Source organism: Spirosoma sp. SC4-14, assembly GCF_037201965.1.
Taxonomy (GTDB): Bacteria; Bacteroidota; Bacteroidia; order Cytophagales; family Spirosomataceae; genus Spirosoma.
Genome location: NZ_CP147518.1, coordinates 1,382,272 through 1,396,537 on the forward strand (window position 1 = coordinate 1,382,272; position 14,266 = coordinate 1,396,537).

The window sequence follows — 14,266 nt, forward strand, 5'->3', positions numbered from 1 at the left end:
CTTGGAAGCGGCTTAAATCAACTTAAATCATAGTCAGCCCCATAAATCCTATAAATCCGGGTTCAGACTAAAATACTCCGCCAGCGGCCCCAGAGCCAGCGCCGGGAAAAACGATAGTGCTGTGATGATAATGATGACGGCGAAGGTCATCAGGCCAAACGTCGCGGTGTCGGTTGGGAGGGTTCCCGACGATTCGGGTATGTACTTTTTCTGAGCCAATAATCCAGCAATCGCCACTGGACCGATAATTGGAATAAATCGACCCAAAAGCAGAACAATGCCGGTAGCATAATTCCAGAAGAAATTGTTGTCGCCCAGTCCTTCAAAACCCGAACCATTGTTGGCATTTGCCGATGTGAATTCGTACAGCATCTCAGTGAAACCATGATTGGCGGGGTTGTTTAACCAGCCAGACGCGATTCCGGCAGTATCGCCGTGATTTACGAAAAACCACGCTGCCAGGGCTGTGCCGCCTTTGATAAGAAATGTGCTTAATAAGGCTACAATCGAAGCAATTTTGATTTCGCGTGCTTCAACTTTCCGCCCGAATAATTCGGGTGTTCGACCGACCATTAGCCCCGAAATAAACACCGCAATGATCAGGTAATAGTAGTAGTTCAAAAATCCGACGCCACAGCCGCCATAAAAGGCGTTAGTCATCATGCCCAGCAACTCCATAGCCCCCGACAAAGCCATCGAGGAGTCGTGCATGGAGTTGACTGACCCGGTCGAAATAATTGTGGTGACGATGCTCCAGTAACCCGATGCCAACGGGCCGAACCGCACTTCTTTGCCTTCCATCGCGCCTGTTGGCTGAACCACTCCCATATGCGCAATTGCCGGGTTGCCATGCGTTTCGGAGATTAGTGTCGGAATTAGCAGACAGAGCATACCTACCGTCATAACGCCATACACAACCCACATAAACCGCCGACGGTTAATCAGATGCCCTAACGCAAAAAGCATAGCAATCGGAATAAGTACCTGAGCAATCATTTCGACCATATTGGTGAAGTAGCTGGGGTTTTCGAGTGGGTGCGTCGAGTTAACACCAAACCAGCCACCGCCGTTGGTTCCAACATGCTTGATGGCAATCATACCGGCCGCAGGACCACGCGATACACCAACCGTGTCGCCCTGCATGGTTACAATACTGTCTTTACCGTCGAAACTGGCAGGCGTTCCGTTAAAGACAAGAATAAGGGCTACAACAAACGAAACTGGCAGCAAAATGCGGGTGATCGACTTTACGAAAAACACGTAAAAATTCCCGGCTGTAGTTACCGTTTGGGGCAAAAATGACCGCACAATGAGTATTAATGCGGCAATGCCCGTAGCGGCCGACGTGAACATCAAAAAGTTGATCACGAACAGTTGTGTCAGATACGTCAGACCCGACTCGCCCGAATAGTGCTGCAAATCGCAGTTAACCATAAAACTGATGGCTGTATTAAACGCCAGATCGGGCGTCATCGACGGGTTGCCATCCGGATTGAGTGGCAATAGACCCTGGAGCACAAGGAGCGTAAAGGCAAATAAGAACCATACGGCATTGATTGTGAGTAGCGCCGTCAGGTTTTCCTGCCAGTTCATTTCGCGGGCAGAATCAATGCCGCCGAGCCGGTAAATGAACCGTTCAAACGGCCCATTAGTGGCTTCTGGTTTAAAAACGCTGGCAATGTAGTTGCCCAGCGGAATAGCCAGCAAGACGGTAATGCCATACATGGCCACCACGCCTACTAATTCAGTTGACATTTGTTAAAGAATGAAAGTGTTAAATAGCGAAAGCGCAAAACCGGGTCACCGGATGGTAGGCATGTACCTATCATTTTGCTCTTGTCGTTTAAAATTTTTCTGGTTTTATCAGCACGTATAGCATATACGCGAAAACCATTAGCGAGATGATGAATAAGCCGGTAAGCATGACTAATGATTAAAATGTTGAATGATTGAATTGTGCTAATAAGCAGGACTCATTGTTTTGATTCAATCATTCAACAAGCTAAATGTGTTCAAACCACTCGATGGATTTGTAAAAGAAAGCGAAGCAGAGTAGGGCCGTTACAATCAGCAGGATGGTTTCCATAAAAGCGTTTCTGTTTGGTTTGGACACACTATGCCAAAAAGCATTCCTTTCTTGACGATTTGATAAAATGGTTTGGGTAAACCTTTGATAGTTAGTGGTTTAGTTTCTTGCTTTTTATTTCGGAACGCAATAGAACAAGCTGAACCTTCTCATTTTGATAAGGTCGATTCTCATTTTGGGAAAGCGGATGCCACTTTGCGTGCAAAAAAAAAGAACCTGCATCTGGGGCAGGTTCTCAAAAGCTTTACGTATGGCGTTTTGTCTTTATAGCAGAGCTATGATTTTATCAGCTTCCCGTATCCCGCTTAAGTAAGCGCCGTGGGCGGTAGAAAAATAATCGATATGGGTATGTTCGCCAGCAAAGAACAAACGGTCGTTTACTTCTTCGGCTAAATCGTCGAAATGGTGCATTGCTGTTCCAACGGCTGTGTAGGAATAAGCCCCAACTGAATTTTCATTCGATTGCCATTTGGTACGCAACATAGTTGTCGGGTCAGGAATACTGGTTCCATACATATCCCGCAAATGTCCCATAATGTCGGCTGTGACTTGTGCATCAGACATTGTTTCGGTTTGTCGGCCATAATCGGCATAGGCAAACGTCATCAATGCATTTACGTCTGGATGAAATTTTTTTACATTCACGAAATAATTGAATTTGTCTCTAACTTCAGGAGTGTAGGATAGGTATTGCACATTGTCCCAAAAGGCGGTATTCCAGGTAAGTAAAAATTTATTGACACAGTTCATGCCTACTTTTTGAACCGCCGTTTGTTTAACTGCCGGAAGGGCAGGCACAAATTCGATACTATTGGCTTTTAAAACGCCTAACGGAACCGTTACGATTACGTAATCGGCTACCGTTGTGGTTCCATTATGCGTTACAGCAATTTTAGTGTCAGAATAGTCGATTTTTGTGACTCGCTGATTGAGCTGAACAGTTAGGTCTTTTGCCAGATAATTGGCAATAGTGTCGTAGCCATTGGTAGCAATTTTCTCTACTCCACTAAATTCTTCTCCCTCATTGTAGAGCAGAGAGGAGAGTTGATTTAAATCGCCGGTGTCGAACGTTATATACGTCGACAGCAGAAATTTCCAAAGCCGGTCATTCGCTTTTGCAGGATATAAATTCGTAAATACCGTCTCAAAGCTTTGACTGGCATTTCCGCTCTTCATCAGTGTCTCTAAAATAGCGTAAAGCTCTTCTTCGGCATCGTCGTAGGCGATTGAACTTCTTAAGACGCCACCAATGTCATACGATTTTCGACTATTGTCATCCGTATAAAACGTGTCCATTCCGGCTTGTTGGGCCAGGGTTGCCATCGGATTGCCATTAATGCCGTGTATCCAGCTTGCGCCTTCGTCAAACGCAACGCTCAGGCTTCGGTTTGTTCGTAAGCGTCCACCTACTTTGTCCTGAGCTTCTAAAACGATAACAGTAAGCCCTTTTTCTTTTAGTTTTTTTGCGGCAGATAAGCCCGAAACCCCTCCGCCAACAATAACAACAGTTTTGCTGTTAGGGTCAACGTTGTTGTTCTTTTTACAGGCACCTGCTACCAGCGAAGTGGCCAGAAATAGAGTGGGCAAACCTGCTAAACTACCTTTGACAAATTGCCGCCTTTGCATAGGTGTTGCCAGAGATTACACACCAAACTGATGAAGGTGATGATCCAGATGTTTGTAGAACATATTATTCCATTCCTCTTTAGTGAGCCTGCCAAACGAATGAGATTCTTTTTGATCGAAATACGTTTCGCCTAGTTGCTGGGTTTTGGTGATATAGTTAATTAACCGTTTTTTTTCTGTTTGAAAATCTTTGGTGCTTTTGATCAGAAAAGCCGGTGCTGTTTGGGAGTTCCGTTTGTAGGGTTGCTCATTTGTGACGATATGCTTGATGAACGACTTTAAGAAAAGTTTCATCAGAAAATTTGGTTTAGGATGTTTGTTCTCATAAACCATTTCGTAGGTCACGTTGCAGTGTGCCAGCATTTGAGCAACGTCCATTTTTCCCCATTGGGGTTGTGTAGTTGGTTTGAGTTGATTGATGCGTTCAACTACGGTGGCGGCTATATCAGCCGAGAAAATAGAAGGTAATGCCATCGTCGATAGAAAATAGGTTAGTTTCGTTTAGACGGTGTGCAATTGCATAAATAGACAGCGGTCCGACATTTTTTTCTGAACTCGATTGTTTATCGGTCCACGAAAGAAATTCCGTAAAGACTTCTCGCCTGGACAGGTGTCTTTCGAGGCTTACCGCTGAGCTTATCCCAGCCGGTATTCTTCCAGTTTCCGGTAGAGCGTGCTGAGGCCAATACCCAGCAGCCGGGCAGCTTCGGCTTTGTTGCCGTTGGTATGGCGGAGGACCTGATCGATATGGTTTTTCTCGACAGTAGCCAGATCGTAGGTGAAAAGGGGAGAGGGCGTAGCCGGAACCTGAACATCCAGCGGCAGGTATTCGGGCACTAGGGTTTGCCCGTCGCTGAGGATGACTGCCCGTTCGATGACGTTTTTCAGTTCGCGAATGTTTCCTTTCCAGTTGTAGCGGGTCAAGGCATCAACAAAAGCAGGGCTAAGCGTCAGTTGCCGTTTGCCAATTTTGGCGGCTTCCTGCTGGGTCAGTACGTCGGCCAGTGTTGGAATATCGTCGCGCCGGTCGCGCAGGGGTGGAAGTTCGATGGAAAAAACCGAGAGTCGATAATAGAGATCGGCCCGAAATACTCCCGATTCGGCATCGTGTTTTAAGTCGCGGTTGGTAGCGGCAACCACGCGCACATCGGTTCGGGTTGGTTTCGTATCGCCAACGCGCATAAATTCGTGCGTTTCGAGTACGCGCAAAAGTTTGGCCTGAAGGTCGAGCGCCATTTCGCCGATTTCGTCCAGAAAGATAGTGCCTTTGTTGGCTTCTTCGAACAGGCCTTTTTTGTCGCGTGTGGCGCCCGTAAAAGCCCCCGCCCGATGCCCAAAGAGTTCGCTTTCCAGGATTTCTTTGCTGAGAGCACTACAGTTTACGGCCACAAAAGACCCTGTTCGGCGTGGACTAGCCTGATGAATGGCCTGGGCAAACACTTCTTTTCCCGTTCCGGTTTCGCCGGTTAACAGCACCGTAGTGTCCGTAACCGCTACGCGCCGGGCCAGATCAATTGCCTGCCGAATAGCCACCGATTGACCAATTATTTTCTCAAAGCCATATTTTTGCTGAACCTGCTCTTCAAGTCGTCTGATCCGAAATTGCAGTTGTGCTTTCTCGATAGCCCGGCTCACCAGCGGAATAATTTTATCGTTATCGTCACCTTTTGTGATGTAATCGAATGCGCCGTTTTTGATGGCTTTCACGCCGTCGGCAATGGTTCCGTAGGCTGTCAGCACAATTACTTCCGTAGCTGGTTGGATCGTTTTTACCTGAGCGGTCAGGTCGATACCATTGCCGTCGGGGAGTTTTACATCGCTGATGACCAGATGGACTTCGGTACGCTCCAGCATTCGTAGACCACTTTTAGCCGTATCAGCTTCCAGAACCTGATACTCTTCGAGAATTAAAATACGAGCCAGTAGCTGGCGGAGCTTGGGTTCGTCGTCGATGAGTAATATCGTGCCGGGCATGGTTGCAGAAGCCGTGTGGTTTCGGCCTAAAGAGGGAGCAAAGATGAGAAACCGTTGGCGGATTTATGCAGATTAAGGGAGAAATACATATAAAGTTCTTTTTTCGGCAGAATTAGCCTGATTTCAAAATTAATCCTGAAAATCCTGTTGAAAAACGCTTTATTATTGGTCAGTAGCTATTCGTTAGAGCCCAAAGGCAGATGGCCAATTCCTAATGACTAATTCTCCGCTTTTGTGCCAAATTTTGTCCCGAAAAAGTCGCCTTTATTCCAGCTTGGGCGACTGTTGGCCTGGGCGGTCAGGTAGCCAATCAGGAACTGCAACTGAACGTGTTTGGCCGCAGCCTTGAAATCGAACGGCTGATTGATGTCGTCCTGTGGCGAATGATAAATTGTGGCGCGCCAGTCGAGATTAAGTTTAGTGCCGTCGAGTTTGGGGTTGCCGGTTTGTGAGCCACTTTTGATATAGATAGCTGGAATGCCCTGTCGCACAAAACTGAAGTGATCGCTCCGCATAAACACGGTTTGCTCCGGAATAGGATCGGGACTGATCTGAATGCCCAGGAACGATGCTGCCAGTTCGGTTTCTTTCTTCAGGCTCGAATGCTCAGCGCCATAAGGCACAATGTCGAGGAGCGGATGGAAGAAAAAGGGCATATCCAGACAAAAATTAGCGACGATTTTTTCTTTTGGTACGGTTGGATTGCTGGCAAAATAATCGGAACCCAGTAAGCCCATTTCTTCACCTGTTACCCCAACGAAAATAATTGATCGGCGTGGTGCTTTAGGCAACGAGGCAAACAGTCGGGCCGTTTCCAGATTGATTGCTACCCCTGATGCGTTGTCGTGAGCACCATTATAAATCGAATCGCCATTAACCAGTCGGCCAATGCCCAGATGATCGAGGTGTGCCACGTATACAATGTATTCGTTTTTCAGAGCCGGGTCAGAACCGGGCAAAACGGCCACCACATTTTGTCCGGCCACATCTTCTACCGCATCGGTAAACGTTCTCATTTTGACCGATACATTGAGCGGAAACGCCTGCGGCTGGTTTTTGAGAGCAGCCGTCACGGCATCACTAAACGGGGTTTCGGCTTTGGCAAACAGCAGCCGGGCGGTTGAATCGCTCAATGAGGCTGAGCCTTTCAGGGCTGGAAACGTCCGTTGTGGCTTGCCGCGTTTATCGAGCCAGCGATAAATGCCCTGCCGGGCGCGCGGGGCCGACGTTTCGATGCGGTTGCGCAGGTCGCTCGGTAAATTGAAGGCCATTACGCCAATAGCGCCGTGGTTTGCCGCTATTTCGGCCTTGGACGACGAATAATAGGCACGTTGATTCGACGGGAACGAACTGGGCGCTCCATTTACATAAGCCACAATTTTGCCTTTGACGTCGATGGTTGCATAATCGTCGTAGCCTAATTCGGGTGCCGAAATGCCATAGCCAACAAACACCACAGGTGCCGACACATCGCTGGTCGAATGGTCGGGATTAGGGTTCAGAATAAATTGTTTGCCATACACAAGCGTTTGTTCGCCAGCATCGGTCACCACTGTTAATGAGCTGTTCTTTTCCCGAACCTGCCACCGGCGCAGGGGTACTTCCTGCCGATAGGTATTGTTTTCGCCAGCGGGTTGCATCCCGAGTGCTTCGAGCTGGGTTTCCATGTAGAGGGCTGCCAGTGCAAACCCCCGTTTACCTGGTTTACGTCCTTCGAGCGCATCGTCGGCCAGAAACCGCATGGCGGCCCGAATGGCGGCTGGCCGAACGGTTCTGGCAACGGCCTGGGCTTCGGCAGGTATGCCCGATTGGGCCATCGACAAACTTACTACTGCCAGATTGAGGAGAATTGAAAGAGAAATAAAAAAACGCATAAAACAAGGCAAAGCTCAGGAACGAATTGTCTAAGATAGTCGATGATTCTGGTAGATCAAACTCTGTCTGGCTGATGCAGGATGTTTCTGGTATTGCTTTTCTGCGATGAGCCATTCAGGCAAGTAAATTGAGCCACAAAAGACATCGACCGTAGGCAAAAGTCGAGAGCTTTGTATCGTTAATCAATACAGACTACCAATGACAACAGTAACAGAAATTGCCCTCGGTACAAATGGCCCGATCGTATCCAAACTCGGACTCGGTTGTATGCGTATGTCGTCTACCTGGGGAGGTCCGGTGAACGACGAACAGGAAAGTATTGCCACTATTCGGGAGGCACTGGATAGCGGCATTAACTTTCTGAATACAGGCGACTTTTACGGTAGCGGCCATAACGAGTTGCTTGTCGGAAAAGCCATCAAAGGCAGACGGGACGATGCCTTCATCAGTGTTAAGTTTGGGGCAATTTTTTATAATGGTCAATGGCTTGGCCTGGACCTGCGCCCCATAGCCATTAAGAATTTTATCAATTATTCGTTAGTGCGTTTAGGCATAGATACCATTGATCTTTATCAGCCGTGCCGACTCGATAACAGCGTTCCTGTAGAAGATGTAATTGGAACTATTGCCGACCTGATCAAAGAAGGGAAGGTACGTTACCTCGGTGTATCTGAAATCACTGCGGAGCAACTCCGTAAGGCCAATAGTGTATATCCCGTAACGGCTCTTGAAATTGGGTATTCATTGGCCGACCGGCAAATCGAAGACAAGTTGCTGCCTACGGCGAAAGAGTTGGGAATTGGCGTTGTGGCGTTTGCCAATACGGCCGAAGGCTTACTCACGGGGACCATGAAAGCCCCACTTGCGGCCAATGATTACCACACTCACTTCTCACGTTTTCAGGGAGAAAATCTAATCCGGAATCTGGAAAAAGTCGAGCTATTAAGGCAAATGGCCAACGAAAAAGGATACACGCCAACTCAACTGGCTATTGCCTGGGTGAATGCGCAGGGAAATCATATTATGCCGTTGGTAAGCATGAGCCGAAGATCGCGGTTGCCCGAGAACATAGAGGCCATGTCGATCGAGTTTACGACCGATGAGATAGATGCCCTGAACACACACTTTGCACCGGGCGTGATATTGGGCGGTACCTACCTACAGCGATAAGCGGGTTTATTTATAACCCCGCTTTTTTTATATTTACAAAGTGACGAATCCAACCGAAATACTTCCTGGAGTTATCTTTTACTCCTACCTCTCGACCCGACGAAAGGAAAAAGTGGGCTTCCTGAATGACACTAAGCTGGTATTGCAGGTTTCGGGACAGTTCACTTTGGAAACAGCTACGCAGACAATCTCGATGAGGGGCGGAGAGATGATGTTGATTGGCAAAAACCAACTGGGTCAGATCACCAAAACCCCGCTGCCCGAAGAGGATTATGAAACGATTGTTATTTCCCTGCAGGAAAATCTGCTTAGGAAAATTGCCCTGGAGGAGCAAATAGACATAAAGCAGAAGTATGTTGGCCCGCCCAATATTCTTATTCCCGCCGACGATTTTTTGCAGGGGTATTTTCAGTCGGTACTACCTTACGTTCGCAATCCGGCAGAAAAGATAACGGCTGCTATGGGCGAATTAAAAGTGAAGGAAGGTGTGAAATTGCTGCTCCACGCGTTGCCTAAACTCAGTCCGTTTTTATTCGACTTTTCGGAGCCTTATAAGATCGATCTGGAAAAATTCATGCTGAGCAATTTCCATTTCAATGTTCCGGTTGAAAAATTTGCCCAACTCACGGGCCGAAGCCTTGCTGGTTTTAAGCGCGATTTCCAGAAAGCATTTGGTACGTCGCCCCGGCATTGGCTACAGGAGAAACGCCTGATGGAAGCGCGGCATCTTATCGAAAAAAAGAGCATGAAACCCTCTGCGATTTACCTTGATCTGGGCTTCGAAACATTGTCGCATTTTTCCCATTCGTTTAAGAAAAAATTCGGCAAGGCACCTTCCGAGTGGCTATAGTCAGTTGGGTTTAGCCTGAGGTTTTGGCTAATGATCCGAATAAAAAATAGTGATCCGTTATAGAGGATTTGTTTTACTTAAACATATTGATATATATTATTTTTTCGTTGATGAGATAGTAAAAACATTACTATACTCCAGGGATGAAACTCACGACTTTACTATTTGTATTAGTGTCATTGACGACACAAGCTCAAATCAGTCAGGGGCGGTGGCAGGTTAGTGCCGATTTGTCTGATTTCTCTTATAAAGTAAACGATGCCAATACTTCATTTTCTGGCCAGCTAACACCGGCAATTGGATACGTTCTCGTACAGAATTTGGTTGCAGGAGTTGGCCTCTCGCTGAATCATTATAGTACTTCCACAACTACCGTTTTCCGGGAACATACAAGTAGTATAGGCGCTTCCCCTTATATCCGGTATTATGTAGGAAAAGCGCCTTTAAAACCGTTTGTGGGTATTTCTTATAGCTTCTTTACCAATAAGGATACATTTACTATCTATGGGGGAGCAGTAGAATCGTATTCCAGAACTTTCTCGTCGAATGCGTTAACTCCTGCGCTTGGGCTTGCTTATTTTTTGAATAACCGATTCGCTCTTCAGGCTAGTCTGCACTATGTTATGTATATGAATGAAGCAGGAGGACCGGTGGGGCTTAGTGGGCCTAATACGTCCTTTTTACCAGGTCGCTCGAATCATCAGGATTTATCTCTGGGTTTAGGCATACAATTCCTGCTCGGACGATAGTATAGATAGTTTTCAGAAGTACAAACCTACCAGTACCAGACTGAATAGATAGCCTATTAGCCTTCCCACAGGGTATTTTCTGTTTCTGAAGCACAAGATTCCGGCCAGGTCGTATATTCGCCGTTTCAAGTTTGCCAAACGCGACTTTTAGGCTATATAGAACAGAACCACTGATGAACAAAATACCCGTAATTATTGACTGCGATCCTGGCCACGACGATGCTGTAATGCTTATGCTGGCCGTAGGAAGCGGTCGCTTCGATATTAAAGCCATTACGACCTCAGCGGGCAACCAGACACAGGCAAAAACCCTGAAAAATGCCTTAAAGCTCAAAACCCTGCTGAATGTTGATATACCTATCTACAAAGGCTGCGACAAACCGCTGTTTCGCGACCTGATCATTGCCGATTATGTGCATGGTGAAATGGGTATGGATGGCCCCATCTTACCCGAACCCGAGATTAAGCCCGAATCGACGTCGGCGATCGAAGCCATGGCCCAAATCCTGACCGAATCCGAAGAGAACATTACGCTGGTGCCCACGGGACCGCTGACCAATATTGCTACATTCCTGCTGGCTTTTCCACATCTGAAATCGAAAATCGAGCGGATTTCGCTGATGGGCGGTGGCGGCTTTCGGGGCAATATGACCCCTACCGCCGAGTTCAATATTTATGTCGATCCCGAAGCCGCTTCAATTGTCTTTCACTCGGGCGTGCCCATTACCATGTGCGGACTCGATGTGACGCATAAAGCACTGGTTTTTCAGGACGATATTGAGCGGTTTCGGTCGGCGGGTAACCGAACCGGTGTTGTCATTGCCGAACTCATGGATTTCTTTTCCATTTTCTACCGACGCGAACGACCCGAGCTGGAAGGTGGCGCGGCTCTGCATGATCCCTGCGCCATTGCCTGGCTCATTGATCCGTCGATGTTTCAGTCGAAAGCCTGCCATGTGGATGTGGAGCTTACGGGAAAACTAACGACTGGCACTACGGTTGTCGACTTTTTCGATGTCTGGAAAAAAACGCCCAATACGGAGTTCGTGTATGATGTGGACCGGCAGATGTACATCGACCTGATCTACAACGCCATTCTGTCGCTTCCATAGCCGACTCTACCGCCCAAAACCTAAAAGGCTTCAGAACCCTTTTAGGTTTTTTTATTCCTGCGCCACAAGCTTAGAATTTGCTTAATATCATAACACACTGGCCTACTGCTGGTTTTCCTAAAGAGATCAGCATAAAAACGGACCAGCGATATGGAGCAGAACATGGGCAACCGGGGTGTTACGCGTCCGATGATGCATGACCCCAATGGGCAGCCGAAAGGCGAACCTAACGGTCAGATGAAAGGCATGGGGCATCAGGATCAGGAACATAGCATGATGCACATGGACCCCAAGCAACGGCTGGATATGTTGCATAAGCATCATATGCAGACGTTATGGATCTACTGGCTGGTTGTTCTGCTAGGCTTCTGGGTGCTGCTGGCTCCGCTTACGTTCGATTATGGTAAAAACCCCGTGATGCCCAGTGGGGGTCGGTCGGTATGGCTACCCCTGGCCGAGCGTGTGCAGGCACTCCGGTGGAGCGACATTGTCAGTGGTATTCTGCTGATCATTTTCGGCTATCGATCGCTAACACCTAACCGGCCCATCAGTGTCTGGATCTGCTGTTTTGTGGGCATCTGGCTCAGCATGGCTCCGCTCGTTTTGTGGTCGCCGTCGGCAGCGGCTTATCTGAACGATACGTTGGTAGGTGTATTGGTTATTGGCTTTACGGTGCTGGTTCCGGGTATGCCCAACATGATTCTGTATATGGAAATGGGCCCCGACACGCCCCCCGGCTGGAGCTATAACCCATCGAGTTGGCCGCAGCGCTGGATTATGATTGTTGCGGGGTTTATGGGCTGGGTAGTGTCGCGCTACCTGGCTGCCTTTCAACTTGGCTACCTCGATCATCCCTGGGACCCATTCTTTGGGCAAAGCACCGTTAACGTACTCAATTCGGCTATGTCGCATTCGCTACCCGTTTCCGATGCTGGTTTAGGGTCGTTTGCCTATACGTTTGAATTTCTGATGGGCTGGATGGGCAGTTCGGCGCGTTGGCGTACCATGCCCTGGATGGTTACTTTCTTCGGTATTCTGGTTATCCCATTAGGGCTGGTGCATATATTTCTGGTCATTTCTCAGCCATTGGTAGTAGGCTACTGGTGCTCTTTCTGCATTCTGGCAGCTTTGATTATGCTGCCTATGATTCCGCTGGAGGTCGATGAAGTGATTGCTATGGTTCAGTACATGAAGCAAGCCACCCAAAAGGGAGGTCGTTTCTGGACGGTTTTCTGGAAAGGGGGAGGGGTAGACGAAGGCGAAATGGATAAACGATCGCCCGAACTCGTAACCTTTCCAGATCAGCAGGGTGCCGTTTTTCAGGCGTCGATATGGGGCATGAGCTTTCCGTGGACCTTAACGGTATCGATGCTTTTAGGCATCTGGCTTGTTTTCTCTCCTTATGTAGTTGGCGTTCCTATTCAAACAGCAGCGGCCAGTTTAAACCACCTCTGTGGTGCATTGGTTGTGGTGGTATCCGTAATCAGTATGGGCGAAGTGCTGCGGATTGGTCGCTACCTGAATGTAATGCTGGGGGTAGCCATTGCCGGTGGAATCTGGTTTGCCGGTAACGCACCTATTGCCCTGTCCATCAATGATCTGGTAGCTGGCTTGTTGATTGTGGCGCTCGCTATTCCGCGTGGGCTTATTACCGAGCAATACGGTAGTTGGGATAAGTATGTAAAGTGAATTTCGGCTGTAAGTCCTGTCGAAACTAAATTGAAAAATTATGGTAAATCAGAAAAAGGTAATTATCGTTACCGGAAGCAGTGGGCTGATAGGTAGTGAGTTGATTCGCAAACTGGCGTCTACATACACCATGGTTGGTTTCGATCGGGCGGGGCCGCCCTATCCACCCAAAGAAGCCGTCTGCATTTCGGCCGATATGACCGACAAAAGCAGTATCGAAGCGGCACTGGCGCAGGTGCGCGGGCAGTTCGGACATCATATTGTTTCGGTAGTTCATTTAGCGGCCTACTACGATTTTTCTGGTGAACCAAGTCCACTCTACGAAAAACTCACTGTTCAGGGTACAAAACATCTGCTGGAAGCACTACAGCCGTTTGAAGTGGAGCAATTTGTTTTTTCGAGTAGTATGCTCATCTATAAACCGACCACACCGGGGCACCCGCTCAATGAAAACGCTCCGGTAGAGCCTGCCTGGGATTACCCCAAATCGAAAGTCAAAACGGAACAGCTCATTCATGATTTGCATGGACACATTCCGTCGGTAATTCTGCGAATTGCGGGGCTGTATACCGAAATGGGGCATTCGGTGCCGGTGGTGCATCAGATTCAGCGCATTTATGAGCGAACATTGACGAGTCATTTCTACTCGGGCGATACCGATTCCGGTAATGCCTACGTGCATCTGGACGATGTGGTGGAGGCTATTGCATTAACGATCGACAAGCGCCACGAACTTGGATCGGAAGCGGTGTTTAATATCGGTGAAGAAAAGTCGGTTAGTTATGCTGAGATTCAGGAAACGACCGGGCAGGTTCTGTACGGAACCGACTGGACAACCATTGAACTACCAAAACTGCTGGCCAAAGTCGGTGCGTATGCGCAGGATTTGGTTGGCGATCCATTCATAAAACCCTGGATGATCGACCGCGCCGACGATCATTACGAACTCAACATCGACCGGGCAAAACAGCAGCTAGGCTGGCAACCCAGGCATAGCCTGAGCAAAACTCTGCCCCTTATTGTCGAAAACCTGAAACAAACCCCCAACCAGTGGTATAAAGAAAACGGCCTGGAACTGCCAGCAGAGCAGGAGAGATAGCCGGTATTCGGTTTACGGTTGCTCCGCATTAAAGCA

General features: G+C 48.1%; 11 protein-coding genes. 6 read left to right on the forward strand and 5 right to left on the reverse strand.

The features are described from left to right. Positions 1-48: 48 nt before the first annotated feature. The 5 genes from kdpA to WBJ53_RS05725 form a co-directional block, all read right to left on the reverse strand. Positions 49-1,755, reverse strand: coding sequence for a potassium-transporting ATPase subunit KdpA (gene kdpA, locus WBJ53_RS05705; protein ID WP_338875093.1), 1,707 nt, complete (start codon positions 1,753-1,755; stop codon positions 49-51). A 595-nt stretch (positions 1,756-2,350) separates the two neighbouring features. Further along, positions 2,351-3,712 (reverse strand): NAD(P)/FAD-dependent oxidoreductase, encoded by a 1,362-nt coding sequence (locus WBJ53_RS05710; protein WP_338875094.1) that lies wholly within the window; start codon positions 3,710-3,712, stop codon positions 2,351-2,353. Positions 3,713-3,727: 15 nt separating this feature from the next. After that, positions 3,728-4,186 carry a DUF1569 domain-containing protein gene (locus WBJ53_RS05715; protein WP_338875095.1) on the reverse strand — a complete coding sequence of 153 codons (459 nt, stop codon included), beginning with the start codon at positions 4,184-4,186 and terminating at the stop codon, positions 3,728-3,730. Positions 4,187-4,348: 162 nt separating this feature from the next. Next, positions 4,349-5,686, reverse strand: a complete 1,338-nt coding sequence (locus WBJ53_RS05720; protein ID WP_338875096.1) for a sigma-54 dependent transcriptional regulator — start codon at positions 5,684-5,686, stop codon at positions 4,349-4,351. 218 nt (positions 5,687-5,904) lie between these two features. After that, positions 5,905-7,560 (reverse strand): M28 family metallopeptidase, encoded by a 1,656-nt coding sequence (locus WBJ53_RS05725; protein ID WP_338875097.1) that lies wholly within the window; start codon positions 7,558-7,560, stop codon positions 5,905-5,907. A 199-nt stretch (positions 7,561-7,759) separates the two neighbouring features. Between WBJ53_RS05725 and WBJ53_RS05730 the strand changes: the two genes are divergently transcribed. The 6 genes from WBJ53_RS05730 (at position 7,760) to WBJ53_RS05755 (ending at position 14,230) form a co-directional block, all read left to right on the forward strand. Beyond that, entirely contained in the window at positions 7,760-8,731 is a 972-nt protein-coding gene (locus WBJ53_RS05730; protein WP_338875100.1) for an aldo/keto reductase, read from the forward strand. Positions 8,732-8,771: 40 nt separating this feature from the next. Next, positions 8,772-9,581 carry an AraC family transcriptional regulator gene (locus WBJ53_RS05735; RefSeq protein ID WP_338875101.1) on the forward strand — a complete coding sequence of 270 codons (810 nt, stop codon included), beginning with the start codon at positions 8,772-8,774 and terminating at the stop codon, positions 9,579-9,581. A 143-nt stretch (positions 9,582-9,724) separates the two neighbouring features. Next, positions 9,725-10,330, forward strand: a complete 606-nt coding sequence (locus WBJ53_RS05740) for an outer membrane beta-barrel protein (protein ID WP_338875103.1) — start codon at positions 9,725-9,727, stop codon at positions 10,328-10,330. Positions 10,331-10,503: 173 nt separating this feature from the next. After that, positions 10,504-11,442, forward strand: coding sequence for a nucleoside hydrolase (locus WBJ53_RS05745; RefSeq protein WP_338875105.1), 939 nt, complete (start codon positions 10,504-10,506; stop codon positions 11,440-11,442). Positions 11,443-11,592: 150 nt separating this feature from the next. After that, on the forward strand, positions 11,593-13,131 hold the full coding sequence (locus WBJ53_RS05750; protein WP_338875107.1) for a vitamin K epoxide reductase family protein: 1,539 nt from the start codon (positions 11,593-11,595) through the stop codon (positions 13,129-13,131). 40 nt (positions 13,132-13,171) lie between these two features. Beyond that, entirely contained in the window at positions 13,172-14,230 is a 1,059-nt protein-coding gene (locus tag WBJ53_RS05755; RefSeq protein ID WP_338875108.1) for an NAD(P)-dependent oxidoreductase, read from the forward strand. The last annotated feature ends 36 nt before the right edge of the window (positions 14,231-14,266 follow it).